Annotated in this window: 27 protein-coding genes and 1 tRNA gene; 17 read left to right on the forward strand and 11 right to left on the reverse strand. The window is 71.2% G+C overall.

Annotated features, from left to right (window positions below):
* The first annotated feature begins 153 nt into the window (after nt 1-153).
* The 4 genes from tmk to ACGFMM_RS11120 all read left to right on the forward strand — a co-directional run bounded on the left by tmk (nt 154) and on the right by ACGFMM_RS11120 (nt 6,480).
* Nucleotides 154-3,351, forward strand: coding sequence for a dTMP kinase (gene tmk, locus ACGFMM_RS11105; RefSeq protein ID WP_393645311.1), 3,198 nt, complete (start codon nt 154-156; stop codon nt 3,349-3,351).
* 179 nt (nt 3,352-3,530) lie between these two features.
* The gene (locus tag ACGFMM_RS11110; RefSeq protein WP_393645313.1) at nt 3,531-4,733 is read left to right on the forward strand and encodes a DNA polymerase III subunit delta'; all 1,203 of its coding nucleotides are present in this window, start codon (nt 3,531-3,533) and stop codon (nt 4,731-4,733) included.
* Between the two features lie 58 nt (nt 4,734-4,791).
* Nucleotides 4,792-6,321, forward strand: coding sequence for an alpha/beta hydrolase (locus ACGFMM_RS11115; protein WP_393645315.1), 1,530 nt, complete (start codon nt 4,792-4,794; stop codon nt 6,319-6,321).
* Nucleotides 6,322-6,406: 85 nt separating this feature from the next.
* A tRNA-Thr gene (locus ACGFMM_RS11120) sits at nt 6,407-6,480 on the forward strand.
* Nucleotides 6,481-6,574: 94 nt separating this feature from the next.
* Here the strand turns inward: ACGFMM_RS11120 and ACGFMM_RS11125 are convergent.
* Nucleotides 6,575-7,777, reverse strand: coding sequence for a tyrosine-type recombinase/integrase (locus ACGFMM_RS11125; protein ID WP_393645317.1), 1,203 nt, complete (start codon nt 7,775-7,777; stop codon nt 6,575-6,577).
* A complete protein-coding gene (locus tag ACGFMM_RS11130; RefSeq protein WP_393645319.1) occupies nt 7,770-8,252 on the reverse strand; it encodes a helix-turn-helix domain-containing protein in 483 nt (160 codons plus the stop codon). Before ACGFMM_RS11130 ends, ACGFMM_RS11125 begins: the two co-directional genes overlap by 8 nt.
* A gap of 125 nt (nt 8,253-8,377) precedes the next feature.
* Here ACGFMM_RS11130 and ACGFMM_RS11135 point away from each other — a divergent pair, with 125 nt between their 5' ends.
* From ACGFMM_RS11135 to ACGFMM_RS11185, 11 genes are all read left to right on the forward strand, one after another.
* Nucleotides 8,378-8,584: a helix-turn-helix transcriptional regulator gene (locus tag ACGFMM_RS11135; RefSeq protein ID WP_393645321.1), complete on the forward strand. Its 207-nt coding sequence runs from the start codon at nt 8,378-8,380 to the stop codon at nt 8,582-8,584.
* Nucleotides 8,581-9,057, forward strand: a complete 477-nt coding sequence (locus tag ACGFMM_RS11140; protein WP_393645323.1) for a hypothetical protein — start codon at nt 8,581-8,583, stop codon at nt 9,055-9,057. Before ACGFMM_RS11135 ends, ACGFMM_RS11140 begins: the two co-directional genes overlap by 4 nt.
* Nucleotides 9,054-10,688: a phage/plasmid primase, P4 family gene (locus tag ACGFMM_RS11145; protein WP_393645325.1), complete on the forward strand. Its 1,635-nt coding sequence runs from the start codon at nt 9,054-9,056 to the stop codon at nt 10,686-10,688. Before ACGFMM_RS11140 ends, ACGFMM_RS11145 begins: the two co-directional genes overlap by 4 nt.
* A gap of 176 nt (nt 10,689-10,864) precedes the next feature.
* Nucleotides 10,865-11,119, forward strand: a complete 255-nt coding sequence (locus ACGFMM_RS11150; protein ID WP_393645327.1) for a hypothetical protein — start codon at nt 10,865-10,867, stop codon at nt 11,117-11,119.
* On the forward strand, nt 11,116-11,292 hold the full coding sequence (locus ACGFMM_RS11155) for a hypothetical protein (RefSeq protein ID WP_393645329.1): 177 nt from the start codon (nt 11,116-11,118) through the stop codon (nt 11,290-11,292). Before ACGFMM_RS11150 ends, ACGFMM_RS11155 begins: the two co-directional genes overlap by 4 nt.
* On the forward strand, nt 11,289-11,507 hold the full coding sequence (locus ACGFMM_RS11160; protein WP_393645331.1) for a hypothetical protein: 219 nt from the start codon (nt 11,289-11,291) through the stop codon (nt 11,505-11,507). Before ACGFMM_RS11155 ends, ACGFMM_RS11160 begins: the two co-directional genes overlap by 4 nt.
* The gene (locus ACGFMM_RS11165) at nt 11,504-11,779 is read left to right on the forward strand and encodes a hypothetical protein (protein WP_393645333.1); all 276 of its coding nucleotides are present in this window, start codon (nt 11,504-11,506) and stop codon (nt 11,777-11,779) included. The genes ACGFMM_RS11160 and ACGFMM_RS11165 overlap by 4 nt, the downstream gene beginning before the upstream one ends.
* Nucleotides 11,776-12,249 carry a hypothetical protein gene (locus ACGFMM_RS11170; RefSeq protein ID WP_393645335.1) on the forward strand — a complete coding sequence of 158 codons (474 nt, stop codon included), beginning with the start codon at nt 11,776-11,778 and terminating at the stop codon, nt 12,247-12,249. The genes ACGFMM_RS11165 and ACGFMM_RS11170 overlap by 4 nt, the downstream gene beginning before the upstream one ends.
* Nucleotides 12,246-12,638, forward strand: coding sequence for a hypothetical protein (locus ACGFMM_RS11175; RefSeq protein WP_393645337.1), 393 nt, complete (start codon nt 12,246-12,248; stop codon nt 12,636-12,638). Before ACGFMM_RS11170 ends, ACGFMM_RS11175 begins: the two co-directional genes overlap by 4 nt.
* Nucleotides 12,639-12,956: 318 nt before the next feature.
* Nucleotides 12,957-13,385, forward strand: a complete 429-nt coding sequence (locus ACGFMM_RS11180) for a hypothetical protein (RefSeq protein ID WP_393645339.1) — start codon at nt 12,957-12,959, stop codon at nt 13,383-13,385.
* Nucleotides 13,378-15,591, forward strand: coding sequence for a hypothetical protein (locus ACGFMM_RS11185; RefSeq protein WP_393645341.1), 2,214 nt, complete (start codon nt 13,378-13,380; stop codon nt 15,589-15,591). The genes ACGFMM_RS11180 and ACGFMM_RS11185 overlap by 8 nt, the downstream gene beginning before the upstream one ends.
* A 219-nt stretch (nt 15,592-15,810) precedes the next feature.
* On the opposite strand, the gene ACGFMM_RS11190 is transcribed toward ACGFMM_RS11185, so the two are convergent.
* The 9 genes from ACGFMM_RS11190 to ACGFMM_RS11230 form a co-directional block, all read right to left on the reverse strand.
* The gene (locus ACGFMM_RS11190; protein ID WP_393645343.1) at nt 15,811-17,943 is read right to left on the reverse strand and encodes a cell division protein FtsK; all 2,133 of its coding nucleotides are present in this window, start codon (nt 17,941-17,943) and stop codon (nt 15,811-15,813) included.
* A gap of 86 nt (nt 17,944-18,029) precedes the next feature.
* Nucleotides 18,030-18,218, reverse strand: a complete 189-nt coding sequence (locus tag ACGFMM_RS11195) for a hypothetical protein (protein WP_393645345.1) — start codon at nt 18,216-18,218, stop codon at nt 18,030-18,032.
* Entirely contained in the window at nt 18,215-18,391 is a 177-nt protein-coding gene (locus tag ACGFMM_RS11200) for a DUF6257 family protein (RefSeq protein WP_393645347.1), read from the reverse strand. The genes ACGFMM_RS11195 and ACGFMM_RS11200 overlap by 4 nt, the downstream gene beginning before the upstream one ends.
* A complete protein-coding gene (locus ACGFMM_RS11205) occupies nt 18,388-18,543 on the reverse strand; it encodes a hypothetical protein (RefSeq protein WP_393645349.1) in 156 nt (51 codons plus the stop codon). Before ACGFMM_RS11205 ends, ACGFMM_RS11200 begins: the two co-directional genes overlap by 4 nt.
* The gene (locus ACGFMM_RS11210; protein ID WP_393645351.1) at nt 18,540-18,848 is read right to left on the reverse strand and encodes a hypothetical protein; all 309 of its coding nucleotides are present in this window, start codon (nt 18,846-18,848) and stop codon (nt 18,540-18,542) included. Before ACGFMM_RS11210 ends, ACGFMM_RS11205 begins: the two co-directional genes overlap by 4 nt.
* Nucleotides 18,845-19,621, reverse strand: a complete 777-nt coding sequence (locus tag ACGFMM_RS11215; protein WP_393645353.1) for a DUF2637 domain-containing protein — start codon at nt 19,619-19,621, stop codon at nt 18,845-18,847. Before ACGFMM_RS11215 ends, ACGFMM_RS11210 begins: the two co-directional genes overlap by 4 nt.
* Nucleotides 19,618-19,818: a hypothetical protein gene (locus tag ACGFMM_RS11220; RefSeq protein WP_393645355.1), complete on the reverse strand. Its 201-nt coding sequence runs from the start codon at nt 19,816-19,818 to the stop codon at nt 19,618-19,620. Before ACGFMM_RS11220 ends, ACGFMM_RS11215 begins: the two co-directional genes overlap by 4 nt.
* Entirely contained in the window at nt 19,815-20,174 is a 360-nt protein-coding gene (locus ACGFMM_RS11225; RefSeq protein ID WP_393645357.1) for a DUF6907 domain-containing protein, read from the reverse strand. Before ACGFMM_RS11225 ends, ACGFMM_RS11220 begins: the two co-directional genes overlap by 4 nt.
* Entirely contained in the window at nt 20,171-20,653 is a 483-nt protein-coding gene (locus ACGFMM_RS11230) for a DUF6907 domain-containing protein (protein WP_393645359.1), read from the reverse strand. Before ACGFMM_RS11230 ends, ACGFMM_RS11225 begins: the two co-directional genes overlap by 4 nt.
* A gap of 307 nt (nt 20,654-20,960) precedes the next feature.
* On the opposite strand from ACGFMM_RS11230, the gene ACGFMM_RS11235 reads away from it, so the two are divergent.
* Nucleotides 20,961-21,725 carry a multiprotein-bridging factor 1 family protein gene (locus ACGFMM_RS11235; protein ID WP_393645361.1) on the forward strand — a complete coding sequence of 255 codons (765 nt, stop codon included), beginning with the start codon at nt 20,961-20,963 and terminating at the stop codon, nt 21,723-21,725.
* Nucleotides 21,726-21,997: 272 nt separating this feature from the next.
* Complete coding sequence (locus ACGFMM_RS11240; RefSeq protein ID WP_393645363.1) at nt 21,998-24,739, forward strand: ATP-binding protein; 2,742 nt, start codon at nt 21,998-22,000, stop codon at nt 24,737-24,739.
* Nucleotides 24,740-24,806: the final 67 nt, after the last annotated feature.

Genomic DNA, 24,806 nt, shown 5'->3' on the forward strand with positions numbered 1-24,806 from the left:
CAGGTCCGGAAGGGTCCGGGGGCGGCGGCCTCCGGGCTCTTCGCGTTCCCGGCGGGCCGCCGTCCCGGATCGGCGGGATCCCGCCCTTGCCGAGCCACGCAAATGTTCGGGTGCGGAACCCAGGGAGCAGGGCGCTCCGGATAGGCTGGGCGGATGACGCGAGCCGAGCAGCCAGACTTCGACGCCGCACTCGTCGCGGACTCCCGAGAACGCGCCGTACGGGCGCTGCTGCGCCATCAGCCGCTCCGCAGGCTGTGGAGCGCGCAGTTCGTCGGCGGGACGGCCGACGCCCTCGCCCTCCTCGTCACCGTGCTGCTGGTCCTCCAGGCGACCGCCGCCGAGGGCGCGTTCGGCGGCGGGTACCGCGGTCTCGCCTTCGGCGTCGCCGCCGTACTCGGGGCGCGGCTGCTGGCGACGGTGCTGTTCGGAGCCGTACTCCTCGGTCCGCTCACGGCGCTGACCCGGTCCGGCGGCCCGCTCGACCGGCGCTGGACCATGATCGCCGCGGACGGGCTGCGGCTCGCGCTGCTCGTCATCGCCCCGCTGTGGATCGACTGGGCTCCCGAGCGCGCCGTCTGGTTCCTGCTCGGCACCGTCTTCGTGCTCGGCCTGTGCGAGCGGCTGTGGACCGTCGCCAAGGAGAGCGTCGCGCCCGCGCTGCTGCCCGCGCCGCCGCTGGAGGGCGCGGCCGTCCGGCCGCTGCCCGACCACCTCGACGCGCTGCGCCGGCTCTCGCTCCGTACGACCTTCGTCGCCGCCCCCGCCGGGGCCGCCGCCCTGCTCGTGGCCACCCTGATCGGCAACCTGCTCGGCACCGGCGTCGAGTGGTTCGCCCAGCACCAGGCGGCGCTCGGCTCGTACCTCGCCGCCGGACTCTTCTCCGCCTCGCTGTCCGTCCTGTACTTCGTCGAGCTGCCCGACGCGCAGACGCCGCGCCCGCGCTCCCCGCTGGAGGGCCTGCGCCGCCCCACCACCGGCGACGGCCCCGACAAGGGCCGCACCGGCGCGGTGCCGCTGCTCGTGCTCGCCTGCGCGACCGTCGCCGGAGCGATCGCCTCCGCCGCGGCCGTCGCCGCGCTGCACGCCTTCGACCTCGGCGGCGGCCCCGTCACGTACGCGCTGCTGATCCTCGCCCTGACCGGCGGGGTCGGCGTCGGCATCCGCACCGCCCCCGCCGTCCTCACGGTCCTGTCGCGCCGCCGGCTGCTCGCGATCGCGATCGCGCTGACCGGGGTGGCACTGCTGGCCATGGGCCTGGTCCCGGACACCGCGACCGTCCTCGGCCTCGCCGTCCTCGCCGGGTACGCGGCCGGCGTCGCCGCGAACACCGGGCACACCCTGATCGACCAGGAGAGCGAGGAGTTCCGGCGGGCCCGGTTCACCGAGCACCTGCAGGCCGTCGTCCGGGTCGCCATCGCGCTCGGCGCGATCGCCGCGCCGCTGCTCGCGGCCGCGATCGGCCCGCACCGACTGGCCTCCGGCGACTTCGTCTTCGCGCACGGCGGCGCGGCCTTCACGCTGATGCTGGTCGGCGCGCTGCTGCTGCCCGTCGCCGTGATCGTCCTCGCCAAGACCGACGACCGCGCCGGCGTCCCGCTCCGCCGCGACCTGCGCGACGCGCTGCGCGGCGCCGACCCGGTCCAGGCCCCGACCCCGACCGGCTTCTTCATCGCCCTGGAGGGCGGCGACGGCGCGGGCAAGTCCACGCAGGTCGAGGCGCTCGCGGAGTGGATCCGCGCCAAGGGCCACGAGGTCGTCGTCACCCGCGAGCCCGGCGCCACCCCGATCGGCAAGCGGCTCCGCTCGATCCTGCTCGACGTGTCCAGCGCCGGGCTGTCCCACCGCGCCGAGGCGCTGCTGTACGCGGCCGACCGCGCCGAGCACGTCGACTCGCTGGTCAAACCCGCCCTGGAGCGCGGCGCGATCGTCATCTCCGACCGGTACATCGACTCGTCCGTCGCCTACCAGGGCGCCGGCCGCGACCTGTCCCCGACCGAGGTCGCCCGCATCAACCGCTGGGCCACCGGCGGTCTCGTCCCGCATCTCACGGTGCTGCTCGACGTCTCCCCGGAGACCGCGCGGGAACGGTTCACCGAGGCCCCGGACCGGCTCGAGTCCGAGCCGCCGGAGTTCCACGCCCGGGTCCGGGCCGGGTTCCTGGCCCTCGCGGCCGCCGACCCCGCCCGCTACCTCGTCGTCGACGCCGGCCAGGAGCCGGAGTCCGTCACCACCGTCGTACGGCACCGGCTCGACCAGATGCTGCCGCTGTCCGAGGCCGAGGTGAAGGCCCAGGAGGAGGCGCGGCGCAAGGCCGAGGAGGACGCCCGCCGCAGGGCCGAGGAGGAGGCCGCGCGCAAGGCCGAGGAGGAGCGCCTGGAGCGTGAGCGCCAGGAGCAGCTCGCCAAGCTGCGCGCCGAGGAGGAGGCCCGCCGCCAGGCCGAGGAGGAAGAGGCGCGCCGCCGCGAGGCCGAGCGCCAGGCGGAGGAGGCCCGGCAGCGGGCCGAGGAGGCGCGCAAGGCCGCCGAGGAGGAGCGCCGTCGGCGCGAGGCCGAGGAGAAGGCCCACCGGGAGGAGCAGGAGCGGCTGCGCAAGCAGGCCGAGGAGGAGGCTCGGCTGCGGGCCGAGGCCGAGGCGCGCCGGCTGGAGAAGCAGCGCAAGGCCGAGGAGGCGCTGCGCCGCGCCGAGGAGGCGCGCCGGGCCGCCGAGGCGGAGGCCGCGGCCAAGGCGGCCGAGGAGAAGGCCGAGGCGGAAGCCGCGGCGAGGGCAGCCGCGAAGGCGCAGGCGGAGGCCGCCGCGAAGGCGCGCGCCGAGGCGGAGGCGGCGGCGACCGTGTCCGCGAACGAGGTGACGGTGCCGACCCCGGTCGTCTCCCCGAACGAGGTCACCGTGCCGACGCCGGTCGTCCAGCCGGACGACGTGACGCAGACCGTGCCGACGCCGGTGGTGAGGCCGGAGGAGGAGACCACGGTCCTGCCGCAGGTGCCGCCGTCGTCCTCCTCCGAGCGGTCCGCTGCCGCGGACGAGACGGCCGTGCTGCCGCCGGTGCGCGAGACGCGCGCCCCGCGCGCCGACGAGACCGCGGTGCTGCCGACCGTACGGGACGACGCCCCGGCCGACCGGGTGCCGCAGGGCTTCTTCCGCGACGAGCAGGCCGGGCAGGGCGGGCAGCCGGAGTCGCAGGGTGCCAACGACCGGACCGCCGAGCTGCCGCAGATGGACGAGCAGGGCCGGCCGCGGCGGCGCTCGGACTGGGCCGAGGAGACCCCGCTGGACGACCTGCCGAGCCTCGCGGACGAACTGCTCGGCCCGCACGACGACGAGTCGGACGGCGGCCGGCGCCGCCGTCGCTGACCCGTACCGCCCGGACCCGTACCGCCCGGACCCGTACCGCCCGGACCCGTACCGCCCGGACCCGTACCGCCCGGACCGGCCGTGCCCCGCTCGGGGTGCGGTCGGTCCGCGTTGTCGCCCTGTCAGTGGGGTGCCCCACAATGGAGTGCGTACCTGAGGCCTGAGGAGGCGGGGCGGACATGGCCGTGTGGGACGACCTGGTCGGACAGGAGCGGTTGGAGGAGCAGCTGGCCGCGGCCGCGCGCGACGCCGACGCGCTCGTGACCGCCCAGGCCGCCGGCGAGCCCGGCCCCGAGGCGTCCAGGATGACGCACGCCTGGCTGTTCACCGGCCCGCCCGGCTCGGGGCGGGCGACGGCCGCGCGGGCGTTCGCCGCGGCGCTGCAGTGCGTCAGCCCGGACCGGGCGCTGGGCGGGGCGCCGGGGTGCGGATTCTGCGACGGCTGCCACACCGCCCTGGTCGGCACCCACGCCGACGTGGAGGTCGTCCGTACCGACCTGCTCTCGATCGGCGTGAAGGAGACCCGCGACCTCGTCCGCCGGGCCCAGCTGTCCCCGGCCGTCGGCCGCTGGCAGGTCATCGTCCTGGAGGACGCGGACCGGCTCACCGAGGGCGCGGGCAACGTGCTCCTGAAGGCCGTAGAGGAGCCCGCGCCGCGCACGGTCTGGCTGCTCTGCGCGCCCTCCCTGGAGGACGTGCTGCCGACGATCCGGTCCCGCTGCCGGCACGTCTCGCTCCGTACGCCGCCGGTGGCGGCCGTCGCCGACGTGCTCGTACGCCGCGACGGCATCGAACCGGAGGCCGCGCACGCGGCGGCCCTCGCCACCCAGGGCCACATCGACCGGGCGCGCCGGCTGGCCACCGACGAGCGGGCGCGGGCCCGCCGGGCGACGGTCCTGAAGCTGCCGCTGCGCGCCGCGGACGTCGGCGGCGGGCTGCGCGCCGCGCAGGAGCTGATCGACGCGGCGGCGGAGGACGCGGCGCAGGTCGCGGAGGAGATCGACGCCAGGGAGACCGAGGAGCTGAAGGCGGCGCTGGGCGCGGCCCAGGGCGGCCGGATGCCGCGCGGCACGGCGGGCGTGATGAAGGAGCTGGAGGAGAGGCAGAAGCGGCGAAGAACGCGGACGCAGCGCGACAGCCTGGATCTCGCGCTCACCGACCTCACCGGCTTCTACCGGGACGTGCTCGCCCTCCAGCTGGGCGCGCGCACGCCGATCGCCAACGAGGACGTGCGGGACGCGCTCGACCGGATGGCCCGCGACACCACCCCGGAGCGGACCCTGCGCCGTATCGAGGCGGTCCTGGCCTGCCGTGAGGCCCTGGACAGCAACGTGGCGCCGCTGCTGGCCGTGGAGGCGATGACGATGGAACTGCGCGCCTGAGCGGCATGGAGGGCTCCGAATTGGACACGTTGCGTACCGACCTGGATACGCTCCGGGTATGAAGTCCAGCCGTCTGTTGCGCAGATCCGCCCTGGCCCTGGCCGTCACCGGCCTCCTCGTCTCGGGCTGTACGGCGGCGGGCGGCCACGCGGCCGCGCCGTCGCAGTCGGCGTCGGGGACGGCGGGCCTGAAGCCGTACTACGCGCAGAAGCTGAGCTGGCGGTCCTGCGGTGTGCCGGATTTCGAATGCGCGACGCTCAAGGCACCCCTGGACTACGCGCGGCCGGAGGCCGGCGACGTGAAGCTGGCCGTCTCCCGCGTGCGGGCCACCGGCCCCGGCGAACGGCTCGGTTCGCTGCTGGTCAACCCGGGCGGGCCCGGCGGCTCCGCGGTCGGCTACCTCCAGGGGTACGCGGGCATCGGCTACCCGGCGCAGGTGCGGGCGCGGTACGACATGGTGGCCGTCGACCCGCGGGGCGTGGCGCGCAGCGAGCCGGTGGAGTGCCTGACCGGACCGCAGATGGACACGTACACGCAGGTCGACGCGACGCCGGACGACGCCCGGGAGTCGGCGGCGCTGGCGGCCTCGTTCCGTTCGTTCGCGAGCGGCTGCGAGCAGCGGGCCGGGAAGGTGCTGTCGCACGTCTCCACGGTGGAGGCGGCGCGCGACATGGACATCCTGCGGGGCGTCCTCGGCGACGAGCGGCTGACGTACGTGGGCGCGTCGTACGGGACGTTCCTCGGCGCGACGTACGCGGAGCTGTTCCCGCAGCGGACCGGGCGCCTGGTCCTCGACGGGGCGATGGACCCGTCGCTGCCCGCCCGGACCCTGAACCGCGACCAGACGGCGGGCTTCGAGACGGCGTTCCAGGCGTTCGCGGCGGACTGCGTGAAGGCGGCGGACTGCCCGCTCGGCACGAAGTCCCCGCAGGAGGCCACGGCCCGGATGCGTGCCTTCTTCCGCGCGCTCGACGCGAAGCCGGTGCCGACGGACGAGGGCCGCGAGCTCGGCGAGTCGCTGGCCACCACCGGGGTGATCGCGGCGATGTACGACGAGGCCGCCTGGCCCCAGCTGCGGGAGGCGCTCACGCAGGCGATGGGCGGCGAGGGCTCCGGCCTGCTCGCACTCGCCGACAGCTACTACGAGCGCGAGGCGGACGGCACGTACTCGAACCTGATGTACGCCAACGCGGCCGTGAACTGCCTCGACCTTCCGCCGGCCTTCGCCGGCCCGGCGGAGGCCGAGAAGGCGGTGCCGTCCTTCGAGAAGGCGTCCCCGGTCTTCGGCCGGGGTCTCGCCTGGGCGGCCCTGAACTGCACGTACTGGCCCACCCCCGCGACCGGCCGCCCCCACCGCATCACCGCCGAGGGCGCGCCGCCGCTCCTGGTCGTCGGCACCACCCGCGACCCGGCCACCCCCTACAAGTGGGCCCGCTCCCTCGCCGCCCAGCTCTCCTCCGGCGTCCTCCTCACCTACGACGGCGACGGCCACACGGCCTACGGCCGCGGTAGCGACTGCATCGACACCGCCGTCAACGCCTACCTCCTGGAAGGCACGCCCCCGACCGACGGAAAGCGCTGCTCATGAGGCCCGCGCGGGGTTGGTCTGAGCACCCCGATTAACTGTGTAGACTTGGCGACGCTGCTGCACCCACCATGGGAACGCACGGCATGCCGCCTTAGCTCAGTTGGCCAGAGCAACGCACTCGTAATGCGTAGGTCTCGGGTTCGAATCCCGAAGGCGGCTCAGATGGAAAGTGGCTGGTCAAAGGCCACATGGCGATGGGCCCCACGGAGATCATTCCGAGGGGCCCATACGCATTCCGTACACCTGGATCTGATCACCCAGGCGGCATGAGCGACGCATCTGCCAGTGCCAGTGCGACCTTTCGGCCCGCATCGAGCGCGTCCGCCACCTCGTCGAGCCGGTCCGGGAACAGGTGCCCGTAGACGTTCAGCGTCATCGACGCGTCCTTGTGACCCAGCATCAGCTGAACCACCTTCACGTCCGCGCCGGCCGCGATGGCCAATGAGGCCGCCGTGTGGCGGAGCTTGTGAGGCGTGATGCCCATCCCGCCCAGGCCCGCCTCCTTGACTGCAGGGTCGAACACCCGGTTGCGGAAGTTGTTGTACCTGAGCGGCCCGCCCTCCGGCGCCGTGAACAGCAGGTCGCCCTGCCCCTTCCCGAGGGCCAGGCTGCCCAGCTCGTCGGCGAACGACCGGGGGAGGGGGACGGACCGCTTCTCGTGGTTCTTCACAGGGCCGAGGGCCAGCTCGCCCTTGACGTCGGTGTAGTTCTGGACGATGCGGATGCGGCGCTGCGGAACGCTCAGCCGTCCCGTCTTGACGGCCGACGCTTCCGCCCAGCGGATGCCGCAGTACCCGAGCGTCAGGATCAGCAGCCGGTACTCGCCGGCCGCGAGCGCCAAGCGCTCCAGCTGGTCGTAGGTGAGGTAGACGTGCTCGTCCTCGTCGTCCGGCCGCGGCAGGTCGTGGTCGTGGCACGGGCTCGTGCTGATGCGCTTGGAGAACACCGCGTGCTTCATCACCATCGACAGCACGCGGTACGTCTTGATGATCCGCTGGGCGCCGAGCTGCTTGCCGGACTTCCCCGGCTTCGTGCAGAGGTCCGTGAGCCAGCCGGAGACGTCCTCCCACTGGATCGCGGCGATCTGCCAGTCGCCCCAGTACGGGATGACGTAGTTGTCCAGCAGCTCGCGGTAGTCGTGGCGTGTCGTCCGGCCGATCTTCCTCTTGGACCCGAACCACTCCTCGGCGACGATCCGAACCGCGGTCTTCCCCGACTTCGGATCCCTGTAGCTGCCCTTGTCGAGGCGGGCCGTGATGGCGTGCACCTCGGCCTCAGCCTGCGGCAGCTTCAGGTACGTCTTGGCCTTGCCCTTGCCGTCCGGGCCGTACCAGCGGACCCGCCAACGGCCCGGCGGCTGACGCTTGCTGCCCGACTTCTTCGCGGCCTGCCACGCCTCCATCGACGCCTGGTAGTCGGCGTGCGCCTCCCGGTCCTCAATCCAGACCCTAGCCATCGGACTTCCTCGCCCAGTGGGTCAGGCGGTCGTCGCCTTCCTGGCTGTACAGGCCGATCGGCCGGGAGACCAGTTCGAACTCGCGGACGGCGCGCATGCCCTCTTCAGAGTCTTCGTCGGCCGGCATCCGCAGGGGTGACTGGCACCAGGCCCACATCCATGCGTCGTACCCGCTGACCGAGCCGGCTCCGGTCACCTCTGCCTCGCCGCGCGCGTTCGGCGGCAGCAGCAGGGCGGTGGGGGAGACACCCAGGACCACAGCCAGCGCCATCAGGTCACCTACGTCCACCCGCCGCTCTCCCCGCTCAACCTTGGCCAGGGCGGATGGGGCGATGGGGCGATCTGCTTCCTTGAGCTTCCTTGCCAGCTCATAGGTCGAGAGGCCGCGCAGTTCGCGGAGGCGTCGCACGTTCGCGGCGACGGTCCTTCCGGTCGCATCGGTGACTTGGGGCTTGGGGCGGGGCGGCTGCGTCATGGTCCTCAGCCTAGGCCGCGCACTCAATCGAGTCTCGTCTGTCCTCGGTACCTCTGCTACTGTCCTTGTCATGGGCCGATTGTGTCTCCAATTGAGTCCCAAAGCAACTCAACTGAGGAGCGAATATGCATGACTCACTGCTCGACCCGAAGCAGGTGCACGCCGAATACGGCTTCAGCCCGCAGACGCTCGCCAACTGGCGGTGGACGGGGAACGGGCCGGACTACATCAAGCAGACCCCCGGCAAGGGCGGGCGCATCAAGTACCGGCGCAGCGCCATCGAGGCGTGGCTGCAGGCGCAGACCGTCCGGACCGGAGGCGCCACGGTATGACCGAGAACGCAGAAACGCCCCGGCGGCTATCCGGGGCGTTTCAGGAAGACTCCGCCGGGGGCGGTGCGTCTGCGGCCACGGTACCCGACGAGTCGCCCGCCATCGACCCTGGCGACATCGTCCAGCTGTGGGCAGAAGCGCGAGCCCTGTACTTCGCCGGCGTCTACCCCAAGTACGCCAGCCCCGCATGGATGGACCTCGAGCCCGACGACCCCAAGCGGCTCGCCGGCGCACTCCAGGCCGCCGAGATGTGGCGCAAATACGGCGACGAAGAAGCGCTCATCGAGTGGCTCCGCAGCCTCGACGCCCCCCGCACACCGCTGTGGGCCCGCCGCACCAAAGACGAACTCGACGAACTCGCCAAGCCCGCCGAGCCGCACCAGCTGCAGGCCACCCCCGGATGGCCACCCATCCGCATCCCCGGCGGTCACGGCCGCTACCTGACCTACACCGAAGAGAGGAGGGCCGCATGAGCGAGCCCGATAAGCGGCCCATCCCCCTGCAGGCCGTACCTCAGCACGACGAAGAGCTGTGGTGGGGCAACGAAGAGCCGCCCGACCACGTCGACCAGGGCGACGCCAAGACCCCCGTCAAGGACGGCGACGGCAGCCTCACCGACGCGATCCTCGCCGACCAAGTCAGCAGCGAACTCCTCGCCGGACGCTTCTGCTGGGCGGCCGGCCTCGGGTGGATGCGCTGGGACGGCAAGCGATGGGACCGCTGCGACGAAGTCTCCGTGATCGAAGTGGTCCGCCAGTACATCGTCGAGGAGGTGAACCGAGAGCTGCCGAAGGTCTCCCAGGACTGGCGCGCCCGCGCGGCCCTGACCAGCCTCCTCGGCCGCAACCGGATCAACGCCATCACCTCCCTCGCGCGCGGCATCGTCGAGGAGAACGCCGAAGCGTTCGACAGCCACCCCGACCTGCTGAACACCCCGACCGGCATCGTCGACCTGCGCACCGGCGAACTGTCGCCCCATGACCCGGCCAAGCTCCTCACAAAGATCACGACCGTCGGGTACCGACCCGGCGCCCGACACGACGACTGGGACGCTGCGCTCATGGCGTGCCCCCAGGACTGCCACGCGTGGCTGCAGATCCGCGTCGGACAGGGTCTCACCGGCTACATGACCCCAGACGACACCATGGTGCTCCTCAAGGGCGGAGGCGAAAACGGCAAGTCCACCGTGATGGGCACCCTCATGGAGGCGGCCGGCGGCTACCACGTCCTCGTCTCGGACCGCGTCCTCATGGCCGACCCCGGAGCACACCCCACCGAGCTCATGGACTTCCGCGGCGCGCGCCTGGCCGTCGCCGAGGAGCTGCCCGAGGCGCGCCGCATGTCCGTAAAGCGGTTGAAGGACGCGGTCGGCACCCCGCGCATGAAGGCCCGGTACATCCGGCAGAACAACGTCGAATGGGAGGCCACGCACTCCCTGTTCCTGTCGACCAACTACCTGCCGATCATTGAGGAGACCGACCACGGCACGTGGCGGCGCCTGCAGCTGCTCACGTTCCCGTACAAGTTCCTCAAGCCGCACGAGCCGCTTACCGGCGCCCCGAACGAACTCCGCGGCGACCCCTCGCTCCGTCAGCGGCTCAAGGAGGGGCGTGAGCAGCGCCAGGCCGCGCTCGCCTGGGCAGTCGAGGGCGCCCGCCAGTGGTACGCCAGCCAGCGCGTCCTCCCCGAACCGCCAGCGCGGGTCGCGGCCGACACCAGGAAGTGGCGAGCCGAGTCGGACCTGATCCTCGGTTACTGGTCGGAGCGCATCGTGCCCGCGCCCGACAACCACGTCATGTCCCAGGATCTGCTCGACGACTTCAACACCTGGCTGCGGACGCACAACCACCAGAAGTGGTCCGACAAGACGTTCTACTCCCGCTTCGCCAGCCACGACGAGACGACGAAGCACAGGGTCGAGAAGCGACAGGTACGGCTCGATCCCAGCCTCTCCCGGCCGCCCATCGGCGAGGCATGGGACGAGCCCCACCGGCCCACGCCCATGCGGTACGCGGCCTGGCTCGGCGTCAGGTTCCGCACCGCGGCCGACGACGAGGAGGTGAGTGGCGAGGCGGAAAGCAGCAGCAACAAGGCAGCCGCCTGACCTGCGCTTTTCGCTAACTGGCACGGCTGGCACGGCTCCTCAGACAAAACCCCTTCTCTTCTATAGGGCGTTCCACAGAAGTGCCGTGCCAGCCGTGCCAGAGCCTCCCAGCCAAGCCCCCACTCACCCCCTTCTGCTGCCGCCTTTGGCAGCAACCACAGACCAGGAGCCACCGAATGACCGACCTCATCCCCGCACAGCCCGGCTGGTACCTCGAAGAGGCAAACGAGGAGGGCATCACCGAACTCGTTCCGATCATCGCCTGGAAGGCCGGCCAGGACGCCGACCTCGACGACGTACTGCTGCCCTACGTCAGCGGCGGCCACGGCTTCCCCGCGATCCTCATGAACCTCAGCGCCTTCGAGTACTGCAACCGGCGGATCGTCTACGCCCCGCTGCGTATCCACGCAGAGCCGGAGGTGGCGCCGTGACCTCTCACGTCGAGCAGCAGGTGGCGGCCCGGATAGCCGCAGCGAAGGCCAAGCAAGCCGAACGGCAGCAGCAGCGCGCCGAGTTCGGCCGGCGCCGCAGGATCGGCCTCAGGGCCCGCCACGCGGCGAAACTCCGCCGACTCAGCGCCGCCGGCAAGGGAGTACAGCCGTGACCCCCCGAGGATCCGCACGCGCCCGGAAAGCCGCGACCCGGCTCGGGTTCTGCGGCAGCTGCGCCAGGCCCCTCACCCGCGGCACCTACGTGCTCTGCAGCAAAGGCTGCGACGCCAAGCTCTGCCGCGGCCACAAGTGGTGCATCGGCCGGCACAACACCCAATGCCCCCGGCAGGCCCGCACGTACACCGACAGCCCCGGGAACACGGCATGAGCGACCTCATCGACGCGCACCGCGACGTCATCGCCGCCATCACAGCGCTCATCGCCGAAGACGACGCCCTCGCCGACACGCTCATCGCCGCCCTCATCGAGGTAGACCCTGGGTTCACCGTCCCCGCCCTCATCGGCGTCACCCACACGTTCATCAACGCCCTCGCCCAGTCCGAAGACACCACCCCCCAGGCGGTGTGGGCGATCTACGCGGCCAAGGTCGCCCAAGCCCACGCCGACGAACAGGCAGCACTCGACAAGGAGGAGCAGTGACCACCGACATCAGGCGGTCCAAGTGGGCCACGTTCAACACGTGGGCCAAGGACCGCCGCAAGGCCAAGCGTTCCACCCGCGCACACCGCGAGCTGCAGCAGCTGCTCGACCAAGCCCCCGCCGCACTCGCGGCCGCACGAGAGAAGAAGACGATGAGCGACAACTACTGGTCCGACGAAGCCATGGAAGCCCGCCAGGAAGCCCGCAGGCGGCTCATCGCCCGCTGCGGCAACCCCCAGCCCCGCCAGCGCGCGGCCAAGCAGCCCAGCGAGCGCGAACAGCTCCTCGCCGCCGGGTTCATCTTCTCCGACCTGGAGGACCGCCAGGCCGACGCGCGCGCCGAGCACGCCGCACGCCGACGCCGCGCGGACGCCGAACTCGCCAGCAGGGACGCCCTGTACGACGCCCTACGGGACAGCGAAGGCTCCGACTACGCCGACCAGTGGTTCGGCGGCGGAGACGCCGCATGAAGCCCCGCAGCCGCATCCTCGCCGAGCATGAGGCCGCGCACGCGGTCGTCGCCCGCCACTTCGGACTGCCCGTCGTCGAGATCGTGTTGGGTCGCAGCAGCGGGCACACCCTCGTCGACTTCGGTCCGGCCGAACTGTGGCAGCGAGCAGTCGTCACCGCGGCCGGCGACCTGTTCAACAAGGAGCAGGGGACCGTGCCCTACGAGGACTACGGGTGTGGCGACCTGCGGGACTTCGAGCGCGACCACGGACTGAGCCAATTGTGGGATGCGCAGCGTGCCGCACGCAGCGTGCTGAAGCAGCGTCGCGAGGCAGTCGTCAGGCTCGCCGACCAGCTGATGCGCACACCGCTGCTCAGGTACGACGAGCACGGACAGCTACGGCGGTGAGGTTCGGGTGTCGGTGCAGGCCGCGCGCTGCGTCACGATGCGTGTCCGTAGCCGCGGCCGGACCGGCGCCGCGAGGTCGCGCAACACCGAGAGCGACGCTCGACGCCCGTTCGTCACCCGAGAACCCCCAGGTAGGGGGGCGGGCAGTCTCCCTTGAGAAAGCGCAGATGAGCGACCCCAAAGCACTTCTCACCCGCTTTTTTTTGCGCCGAATTTCAACAAAAGATCTTGACCCGAATTCAAGATCAAGCCCAATTAGCGACGTCACTCTCCGTGACATCACTCTGCGTGACGCCCCGTCAGATCGAAAGGCACGCCATGATCGTCATCTACCGCCCGACCGACGGCGACGCCGAGCAGTACGACGCCACCACCCTCAAGTGCTCGGAGGCGTCGCTCGTCTCCCGCGCCACTGACAAGCCGTGGCCCGTCGTGCGGGCCGGCCTGCTCCTCGGCGACGTCGACGCCATGCGCGGCATCGCATGGGTCCTGAGAAGGCGCGAGGACCCCGACCTGCAGTTCGACGACTTCGACCCCGGCACCGACGAGCTGACCGCGGCGTTCGCCCCGCAGGAGGTCGCCGACTACTGCGAGCGCATCGCCGCCGCCGAGTCCTCCTCGGACCCGGACGAGATCGAGGCCGCCTACCGGGAGCTCGCCGACAGCGCGGCGGACCCTGAGGCCGCGGCGGTGTACATCGCCGAGTCGCGGGGCCGGCTGCCGGAGGGGGTGACGAACGGTGGCTGAGCGGCTGACGTTCACCCTCGACGGGCGGGACAACCTGTCCCGGGTCCTGAACCGGGCGGGCGACTCGGCGGACGACATGGGCCGCCGCATCGACGACGCGGCCCGCCAGGGCAGCAGCGCCCTGGCGCGCTTCCACAGGGACGCCAACGGCCGTCTGAGGGACGTGCAGGGCAGGTTCCTGTCGGCGGGTGAGGCGGCGCGCGTCATGGCTGGCGACACGGGCAGTGTGGCGCCCGCGCTGGGGGACCTGTCCAGCGCCGCTACGGACGCCGCGGGCAGCAGCGGCCACTTGGGCGGCGTGATGGCCAGCGTCGCCGCGATCGCGGGCCTGTCGCTGCTGCCTGCTCTGGGCGCGGTCGTGCCGATGGCTGCGGGCGCGGGCCTGGCGATCGGAACGCTGAAGCTGGGTTTCAAGGGTGTCGGTGAGGCTGCGGCGCTGGCGGGCGAGGACAAGAAGAAGTACGCCGCGGCCCTGAAGAAACTCAGCCCTGAGGCGCGGAGCTTCACGAGGGCCCTGGTCGACGTCAAGGGCGAGTTCGCGGGGATCGGCAAGAGTGTTCAGAGGGCGATGCTGCCCGGGTTCACGCAGGCCCTGAAGTCCAGTGGGCCGCTCGTGCGGATCGTCGGCCGCGGCATGACTGACATGGGCCGCGGGTTCGGGCAGGCGGCGGCCGGGCTCGGCCGGCTGATGAAGGACTCCGGATTCCAGAAGGACTTCACGCAGGTCTTGAAGCTGGGCGGCGTGTTCGTCAAGGACCTGACGACCGGCGTCGGCGGACTGGCCCGCGGGTTCCTCAGCTTCGGTGCGGCGTCCGGGCCGACGCTGCGGGTTCTCTCGGGCGGGATCCGTGACCTGCTGGGCAAGGGCCTCGTCGGCATGTTCCAGGGCCTGGAGCGCGGGATCGGCGGCACGTCGGCGTTCCTGTCCGGCCTGTTCTCGATGTTGAACCAGATCCTGCCCGCGCTGGGCCGGTTCGCCGGTGAGGTGGCCCGTACTTTCGGCCCGCTCCTTGGCGAGCTCGCCGTCAACGCAGGTCAGAGGACGTCTGCGGTGCTCGGCATGCTGGGCGGCGCGGTGCGGTTCCTCGCGCCGATCTTCAAGGACTTGGCGTTCGGGGTGAAGGCGACGACGCAGATGTTCGCCCTCATGGCCCCCGCTATCAAGGACACGGCGGGCGCGATCCTCGGCGCCCTGATCCCCGCCGGCACCAGGGTCGACGAGATGAAGGGCCCGCTGCAGCGGCTCTCGGAGTCGATCGAAGAGAACAAGTTGCTCATCCAAGAGGGCTCGCGCGTTATCGCGAACTCGATCATCAACTTCGTGGCGTTCGGGGTCGCCGCCCTGCCGGAGCTGATCGGCGGATTCAGGCAGCTGTCGTTCGGCGTGCTGCAGTCCCTCGACGTGATGGTGTCCGGCGCCGCCAGTGCGTTCGGCTGGATCCCCGGGATCGGCGACAAGCTGCGGGCCGCGGACGCCGCGTTCGACGAGTTCAAGGGCGGGTTCCTGCGCGGCCTGGCGGAGGCGGAGCAGGCCACGCGGAACTTCTCCCAGGAGACCCTGCCGCGCCTCGAACGCAACCAGCTGAAGATGAACATCGACAACTGGACGTCGCAGATCGCGACGGCCAAGGCGCAGATGAAGAGTGTGCCGCCGGAGAAGCAGGCCGAGCTGAAGGCGCGGATCAACGATCTGCAGGCGAAGGTTGCGCAGGCGAACCGGGCCCTGGCCTCGATCGAGGACGAGAACGTCAACGTCACCGTGACGACCCGCTACGTGGTCGTCGGTGACAGCAGCGCCGCCCGCAAGGCCGGCGTCCACGGCTCGCAGCTCAAGCTCGCCCGGGGTGGCCTCGTCGGGTTCCCGGGCGGCGGCATGGTCCACGGGCCGGGCACGGGCACGTCGGACAGCATCCTCGCCCGAGTCTCCAAGGGTGAGTTCGTGGTGCGTGCCGCGTCGGTACAGAAGTACGGGCCCGAAGTGCTGCACGCCATCAACCAGGGCCGGCTGGGGACGGCGATGCCCGCACCGACGCCGGCGCTGCCCGTTCCTCGCCAGGCGGCCGCGCGGCCGGCCGGAGACGTTCACGTCCACGTCCACTTCGACGACCCGGCGCTGCGGGATCTGATCAATGTGACGGTCGAGCCGAAGATCCGTGACTCGGAGCAGCGGCAGGCGCGGCGGGCTACGACGGGCCGGGCGCTGTGAGCGGTCCGGGAACGACGAAAGGGCCCCGCCACGGTCTGTGGCGGGGCCCTTCTGTACGCCCCTCTACCAGCGCTACCTCGCAGGTCAGAGCCCTCTACTGCCCCGGCTACCGGGGTAAAGAGGCCCCGCTACTTTGGGGGCCCTCGAGAGGCTGCGAGATACGACGCCGGCAAGGGTGCCCGGAGCGGGGGGAGTAGGGTCCTCCCCCGCTACCGGGAGCTACTGGGGGAACGGGATGGAGCCCTCGATGTCGCGGCGCTGGTATCCGGCGCCGTTCTCGCCGTTGATCTTCACCTGCTTGCTGGTGCGCTTCACGCCGGCCAGCTCGAGCTCCTTGGCGAGCTTCTCGGCGTCCCAGTCGCCGTAGGTGTCCTCGTCGAGGTTGACGAGCCGCTGCAGCAGGTCGCGGGTGAACATCCGCGGCGAGTGCTGCATGGCCTCCAGGACGTCGGACACGACGGCGGGGACGCGGTAGCCCTGCTCGCCGGCCTCTGCGACGACGTCGCCCGCGGCGTCGCCGGTGAGCTGCCCGGCTTCCTTCCGCAGCGTCCGGCCCTTGGCGCACAGGGCGTTGAACTCGGCCGTGGTGAGCAGGTCGTTCTTGACCGTGGCGAACGACGCCGGCCCGGTGACGAGGACGACGACGCCCTTGTGGTCCTCGGACAGCACGGACGCGTCGGCGCCCATGGACGCCTTGCCCTTGCCCAGCACCATGTCGCTGCTGGTCTGGTCGGTGACCTGCGTGCACGCCCGGACGGTGATGATCTCCCGCAGCTTCGTGGGCACGGACTCGGCGTCCGGGCGCTGGGAGGCGTAGTTGGAGATGAACCCGGCGGCCGGCCCGCGACGGGCGATGCGCGCCATATCGTCAATGACCTGCTTGCGCACCTTCTCGTCGCTGATCGCGATGAAGCATTCCTGCAGCTCATCGACGGTGAAGAAGACGAACGGCATGTTGTACCGCTCGACGATCTCCGGGGTCAGCTTGCCCTCCGGGCAGATGCTCGTCGGCAGCTCCCGCAGGATCGCGAAGCGGCGCTCCATCTCCCGCAGCAGCTCGTCCAGCATCGCGATGAACGCCTCGATGGCGTCGTCCTCGGCGCCGAGGACCAGGCGGTGAGCAACCTGCCGCATCTGCATCCAGTCCTGCCCGCCCTTGAAGTCGGCGACGTAGTGCCGCACGTAGGGGTCGAGCAGGCCGGCCGCAGTCATGAGCCGCTGCGTGAACGTCTTGCCGCGGCGCGGCAGGCCGCCGAAGAACATCGACTGCCACACGACCGGCACCGCGACCCGGTTGCCGCGGGCGTCCTGCCCGAACGGGATCGGGTCCCAGATGGAGAACCGCTCCATCTTCGCCAGCGCCGAGGGCACCGGGTCGGCCAGGTACGGGTCATCGTCCGCCACCCACATGCTGACGCGGGACGCGTTGCCGCCCTGCGCGGCGCGGACGCGGGACATGACCACCTGGATCTCGTCTACGCCGAGCTCGGCGGCGATGGTGGTGCGCTTCGCCAGGACGTCGGCAGCAGTCTTCCCGCCGCCCTTCGGCAGGTCGAAGACCACCGCCCAGCCGCGGCCGTCGCGGACCGGGCCCATGATGCAGGAGACCTTGGGGCCCTCGTCGTCGCCCTTGCCGCTTTTGAGGAGGCCGGAGGCGCGCAGGGCGTCGTTGAGCTGCTGGGCGGACATGTCGACGCGCAGCGGCGGGGTGCCGTGGTCGAGCAGCTGCGTCGCCTCGCCGCGGCCCAGGTAGGCGAGCGGGGTGACGACCGCGCCGGCGAGCCCGGTCTGCAGCAGCGGCGGCGCCAGGTACACGCCCAGCGCTGCGGCAGCGACACCGGCGGCCGCAGCACCGAACCGCCACCGCCGGGTCTTGGTCCGCTCGGCGTGCGCCATCTGCAGCCGCGTCGCCAGGTCGACGTCCTCCGGCTTCAGCTTCGTCTGCGCCTTCAGGGCCTTCACCGCCGCGGTGTGGTCCTGCGCCGACAGCGTCGGCCACAGACCGACGGACGCACGGAAGAAGCCGCGGGAGGCGAGCCACACGGTCTTCACCGCGTACTTGGGGACGCGAATGCCGTGGAAGCGGGTGTGCCACCAGCACAGCCGCGCCAGGGCGGTCGTGTTGGCCTTGAACACGGCGGGGGTGCGGGCCCACGCCGGGAGCACGGGCACGTCGGGGACGGTCAGCCAGTCGGCGAGCGGGTTGTCGTCCCGGTCGACGGCCTCGACGACCGGAACACTCTGCCGGTCATCGGCAGCCGGCTGCTCGGGGACGACGGTGTACTGCGGCTTGAGCAGGTTCACCTTCACGATGGGGTGACCGTTGACGGGTCGCTCGAGGAGTTCGGTCATGATGGTGCCTCCTTGCTGCTCTGGGGAGCGGTAGGGGCGCGGGGCGGCCGGTTTCCTTGCCCGGTGACGGCCGCCCCGCGGCGTAGCTACTTGCGCTTCGGCGTGAGCTGCACGGGCCCGCACGGCTGATAGCCGGCGGCCTGCACGGACTCGACGACGCCCTGCCGGGCCGCCGTCTCGCTGTGCGAGTCGACGAGGCCGCGGTGCTTGCCCCGGCGGCCCGTGCTGTCGGTCGCCTCGACGGTGAACTTCCACGTCGACAGGCGGGCGCTCACCGCTGCTTGCCGTTCTTCTCGGCCCGCTGCTGCGCGCCGTCGATGATCCGCTCGATCTTCCGCTCCAGGTCCCGCATGTGAACCGTCTCGCTCGCGACGGAGCGCTTCGCCATGCGGGCCACGTACCAGGCGACTTGCGCCTTCTCGCCTGCCGTCAGCTTCGGGTCGCTCACCGGTCGCCCTCCTTGGCGGTCTCGCTGATCGCGGCAGCCGTCGCGAGCTGTGCCCACACGGCGGCCTGCTCGACGGCCCACGCGCTGATGAACTCCGGCCGGTCGCCGGTCAGCAGGTCCTCGGCGCGCTCGCGGTACTCGGCACTGGTCATGAGTTCTTCTCCTTCTGGAGGTCGGTCCACATGCCCTTGAGGACCAGGGCGCAGATGGTCAGGCACACCGCGGTGATGGCGAACGCCACCAGCGAGATGGCGAGGGTGACGGCGAGGAACGGGGCGGCCACGCCGAGGGCGATCCACTTGCCGGTGTTCGGCTGCTGGAGGGGTGCCGGGGCGGGCGGCGGGGTCTGCTGCTGGACGAGCTGCTGTGCCTGCAGCACGGCCAGGACGAGGGCGACCTGCTCGGTGTTGGCCTGCGCCTCGACGGCGTCCCGGGCGGCCTTCTCGATGTCGCTCACGACGCCACCCCCGTGACCACTTCGCGGCGCAGCTCCGTCGCCTCACGGCGCGACAGCCCGAACTCTTCCCGCAGCTGGTCGATGGTCACCCCACGGCCGCCCGACCTGACCACCTGACGGTGCAGCGTGCGGGCCTTCTTCCGCAGCTCAGTGGGCGTGAGCGCGATCTGCTCGGTGACCACCTGCCGGGTCTGCTCGGCAGGTACCGCCGTGGTCACCTTGCTGGTCGCCCAGTCGTCCCACAGCGGCGTCGCAGCAGGCAGCTCGAGGCCCGGGGTGGTGACCGCCGGCAGCGGAACCACGTCGGCACGCTCGACGGTCACCGGGGCGGTAACCACGGTCTCGGCGTCCCGCGCCGCGAGGGCCTGGTGGATCTGACGCATCAGCGCGCCGAACGCCAGCAGCGCGGCCGTCGGAGGCACAGCGGCCACCACGTAGTCCAGTACCGGCACCGTGCCCGGGTCCCGGCTGCCGGTCACCCCGGCAACGTTCAGGACGATGGAGCCGAGCGAGCCGACCGTGGTGAGACCGATGGCCCACGGGTCGACCTTCTTCGCCAGCGCCGCCCGCAGCATCAGCAGCTCGCCCGCCACGATGAACAGGTCGAGGGTGGCCGGCCACGCCCACGCCCGCACCGGGGCCGCCCTGAGCCCGTGGGCCAGGGCGACCTCGGCGAGGTGCGCGTAGGACAGCCAGAACGCCGCACCCGTCAGGGCGACGATGACCAGCCCGGCGCCGACGGCGAGGGCCCTCGAGGGGTTGAAGGTCTTCACTGCTCGCCCACCCTTCCGAGAGCCACGCGCGCAGCCCTGTGCGCGCAGAGGTTGACGCCGTGCCGGTCGCCCAGCTGGTTCGCGGCCAGCAGGTCCGCCAGGACCACCTGAATCGGGGGAACCGCCCGCTGCACCAGGTCCGCCGCGCGGATGGCCGCGGCCTCCGTGGGTCGCGGGATCGGCCACTTCGAGGTCATCGCTCCATCACCCGCAGCTCTCGCGCCAGACGGCGCAGCGTCGCGGCGTGCTCGACGAGGACCGCGGCCGCCGCGTCCAGGTCCGGCGCCGCCAGCTCGTGCCAGTCGTCGCCCAAGTCGAGGGACACCAGCGTCCGCCGATCCCGCTCGCTGAACGGCCGCTGCACCAGGCACGCGACCAGCGTCGGCACCGGGCCGTGGCACGACGTCTCGACAACCGCCGGCATGTCAGCGCCGCGGTGCTCGATGTCCTGCCGGTAGTTCTCGCCCTCGTGCTCGTCGAGGCACCAGACCGGCTCGGGGATGGTGACGTCACCGTGGTCGCCGGTCCACACGGTCACCTTGCGAGCGGTCACTGGACGCCACCGCGGGCAACACGCGCCATCTCACGGATCTGGGCCGCGAACGCCTCAAGGTTGTCGGCGAACTCGTCGGCCTGGTCCGGGTTCGCGTAGTAGCCCTCGCCGCCGTCCTCGACGAGGACGAACGTCTGCCGGTGCTGCAGGTTGGAGGCCGTGGGGTCCAGGCCGAGCCGCGCGAAGGTGAACAGGTCGTCCGAGTCGCCCAGGTGGGGCAGCTTGAGGTCGACGTGGTCACTGCTGTGCCAGATGTCCTCGATGGGCTCGTTCGGGTCCTCGGTGTGGTCGATGGTGCACCAGGACGGGCACTCCACGAACACGCGGACGCCGGACGCGACCGCCGGCACCAGGCGCGAGCCCGGGACCGGCTCGGCCGCCTGACGGCCGGCCGTCGGCTGGGCGGGAATGCCGGGCAGGAACGCGGCCGGCAGAGAGGCGGGGAGGGCCTTGACGGCGGACGGTACGGTGAAGCTCATGGTTCGTCCCTTCGACAGAGGGTCGGTACCTAGGCCCCTTTCGGTGTTGGTAGCACCGTCTGGGGCCGCTTCCGTTTTCGGAAGCGATGAGTCGACTGTAAGCCTGGATGAGTCGAAAAGCAACTCACGCGACGACTCTTGGGTATCCCGTCGTAACCCCATGCCATTCCTCCTGGTGAGGGCGCTGGACGGTCTCACCATGACGCCCGTTTGACGCCTGGCGCGGCGTCACGGGAGGCGACACTTCGGCGTCCGATGGGGCGTCATTTCGGTGTCACTGAACGCGCGTTCGCGCTACGTTGAGCCCATGACCACACCGAACCCGACACTCCGGGCTGTACGCATGGGAATGCTCATGAGCCAGGACGATCTCGCCCACGCAATCCGCCAGGCCGGCGAACGGGTCGGCCGCCCCAACGGAGCCACCAAGCGGCTCGTACAGCGCTGGGAATCCGGCACCGTCACCGCACCCCGCCCCGAATACGCCCGCGCCCTCGAGACCGTCACCGGCCTCCCCATCGCCTCACTCGGCTTCGCCGGCATCGTCCCCACAGCACGCGTCGGCAACGACGGCCAGGGCGGCCACGACGTCGCCGCCACCGAGGAAGGCGTAGCGCCGCCCGTAACCGTCGCCGGCACCCAGCAGGAACCGCGCGCCAACTACTCCGGCGTCTGGCTCTCCCGCTACGAGTTCTACTCCAGCGGCCGCGACACCACCTACATCTGCCAGCACCACGTCGTCGTCCTGCAGCACGGCAACCGGCTCACCGTCCGATCCCTGCCCGGAGCCTCCACCAACCCCGACTCCCCGCTCACCATGGACCTCACAGCCGACGGAAGCGTCGTCACCGGCACATGGGTCGAGCAGACCGCCACCGACGGCTACTACCGCGGCGCCCGCTACCACGGAGCCGTGCAGATGCTCGTCGAACCGACAGGCCGGCGCATGGCGGGCAAGTGGGTCGGCTTCGGCAAGGACATGGACATCAACACCGGGCCGTGGGAGCTGGTCTTCCGCGACGCCTCGACGACGCAGTCCACCCTCGCCAGGTACAACCGGCCGCCGGAGTAGCCGTACACATGCCGTACACGTGACTCCGGGAAAGTTGGGGATAGTCGAAGATTGCCCGGGAAAGAAAACTCGCAGGTCAGGGCGCTGTCACGGCTTAGATGCTGGTCCGGGCAGGGGTCATCAAGACCTCGTAATGCGTAGGTCTCGGGTTCGAATCCCGAAGGCGGCTCTGTCGAAGGCCTCAGGACTCACTCGCCGTGACCTGGGGCTTTTGCTTTTCCTGCGGCCCCTCGGATGACTGCGTTTCATGATCACCGTAGGCTCTGGTGTTCATGACGGCGATGCGGCTCGGGCCCTGGCAGCAACTCCAGTCCATGGACACCTGCTTGGTCGAGGAGATCCCCAGGCCGGCGGTCTCCCGGCCCGCGGGTTCCGGGGGCTTCGACGAACTGCGGGGGCAGCGGCTCGCCGCGCTCGTCTCCGCCTACCACTCGGCCGGGCCGGACAGCGGTGCCGTTCTGCTCGGCTGGTCCCGCCCCGTGGCGGGTCGGCCTCTCGACGTGTTCGTGGGCGGCTCCGCCCTGGTGGGCGACCCGGCCGGGCCCGGAACGGACACGGCACTTCTGAGCCTTCCGGCCGGGGCGCGGGCGAGGCGGCAGGGCAGCGGCGTCGTCGCGGATGCGCTGGAGGCGTTCCCGTACTGGACGTCGATATCCGGGATCACCGACGGGCTGCTGATGGACGAGCAGCCGCGGGATCCGGTGTCCTCCGTGCTCCGGCCGACCCTGGAGGACTGCCTGCTGAGCGTGTGGCAGGGGCCCTTCGCCTGGCTGGTGTTCGCGGAACCCGTAGGCGCCGGCGTGATCGACGAACTGATCAACGACGTCGCGGACCGCAAGCACAGCGCGGAGCTCACGTCGATCATCGCCCCCGAATACGCCATGGACGCCACCAGGCTGAACCGCCGCCAGCGCGAGCTGGCCAAGGCCTCGTCGAGGGGGCTGTGGCACATCCGGCTGCTCGCCGGCGGCCGCACCCCGCAGGCGGCGACCCGGGTGGCGTCCCTGGTGTGTTCGTCGGCCGACCTGGAAGGCCTGCCGTACGCCCTCAAGCCCCACGGCGAGGTAGCCGGACTGAGCTCCGTCATCGACCGCAACGTCGGATTCGACGCCTCGTCCGATCTGCTGGCCGCGCTCGCCCGGCCCCCGGTCCAGGAGATCCCCGGAGTGCGGTTCGCCCTCCGGCCCGAGTTCGACGTCACCCCCGAGAGCCGCCCCGCCGCCGAGTCCGGTGGGATCCCGGTCCGCCTCGGCTCGGTCCTCGACCGCAACCTCCACCCCGTCGGCGACTTCTCGCTCCCGCGATCCAGCCTCAACCGGCACACCTTCGTCTGCGGCGCGACCGGCGGCGGCAAGTCCCAGACCGTACGCGGCCTGCTCGAAGCCGCATCCCGGGAACGTCTGCCGTGGCTGGTCGTCGAACCGGCCAAGGCCGAGTACCGGTTCATGTCGGCGCGCCTCGGCGACGAAGGCGAGGTCATCGTCATCAAGCCGGGCGAGCTCGCCGCCCTCCCCGCCGGGCTGAACCCACTGGAACCCTCCGTCTACGGCGACGGTGAACGCTTCCCGCTCCAGACCCACCTGGACATGGTCCGGGCGCTGTTCCTCGCCTCCTTCGACCCCCAGGATCCGTTCCCCCAGGTGCTCAGCGCAGCCCTGACGCGGGTGTACGAGGACCTGGGCTGGGACCTGACGCTGGGCGAGCCGCGGTTCCCCGGCACCGAACCCCGCTATCCCACCCTGGAGGACCTGGAGGACACCGCCCTGAAGGTGGTCTCCGAAATCGGCTACGGCAAGGAGATCACCGGCAACGTCCGCGGCTTCATCAAGATCCGCCTCACCAGCCTGCGGCTCGGCACCACGGGTCGGTTCTTCGAGGGCGGGCACCCCATCGACTTCGGGGAACTGCTGCGACACAACGTCGTGTTCGAGATCGAGGACGTCGGCGACGACAAGGACAAGGCGTTCCTGATGGGCACCGTCCTCATCAGGCTCGTGGAGTACCTGCGCATGGAGCAGCGCACGACCCGCCGGCTGGCTTTCCCCCTGCGGCACCTGACCGTCTTCGAGGAGGCCCACCGGCTGCTGCGCCGCTCGCAGAGCAGTGGGGCGAGCGCACACGCCGTGGAGATGTTCGCCGGCCTGCTGGCGGAGATCCGCGCCTACGGGGAGGGCCTGGTCGTCGCCGACCAGATACCCAGCAGGCTGGTCCCCGACCTCATCAAGAACACCGCCGTCAAGATCGTCCACCGGCTTCCGGCCCAGGACGATCGCGAGGCGGTCGGCGCGACCATGAACATCACGGAATCCCAGTCCGAATACCTCGTCACCCTCAAGCCGGGCGAGGCCGCCGTCTTCACCGACGGCATGGACTACCCCCTGCTCGTGCGCATGGAAGACGGCACCGAGCGGGAGGACGGTGCGGTGATCCGCCCCGCCTCACCGGCTCCGCTCGTCGCCCCGCGCAGCCGCGCCTGCGGCAAGGAGTGCCACGCCATGCCGTGTACGCTCCGGCAGCTCCGCACCGCACAGCACCTCACCGAACAGCAGGAGTTGCGGATCACCCTCTGGGCGGAGATGTCCGTCGCGGCCCACATGCTCGGCTGGACCACGCCGCTCCCCGGCGACGCGATGCGTCGCTCCCTGCAACCGTTGTGGACCGGCGACCGCCGCCTCGTCGAGTGCGCCATCGGCCAGGCCGTGGACCGCGCGGTCGCCGACCGGGGCGGTGCCATCGGCGAACCGGCCGCACTCGCGGGACACGTCGCCGAAACGATGCGCGCCCAGCTCGACGGCGACGACCCCTGTCCGGTCGGCGAACCTCGTTGGAAGGCCCGCAAGGGCACCAAGACCCGGCAGTACTACCACGGGCGCTACGCCCCGTCCCGCCTCGAGAAGATCACGGGCTGCCTCGACCCCTCCGAGGAGTGGTCGAAGCGCTTCGCAGCCGCGCTCAAGGCGTTCTCCCGCCCCATCCGCAAGCCGCGCCCGACTCCTGACGCCGAGGAGGACTAGTACCCCGTGGCAGGTGCTCGTTCGGTTAGCTGTGCTTAAGCGTTCCCTGAGGATTATTTGATTGTGC

Origin of the sequence: Streptomyces sp. NPDC048604, assembly GCF_043199435.1 — a bacterium.
Lineage (GTDB): Bacteria > Actinomycetota > Actinomycetes > Streptomycetales > Streptomycetaceae > Streptomyces.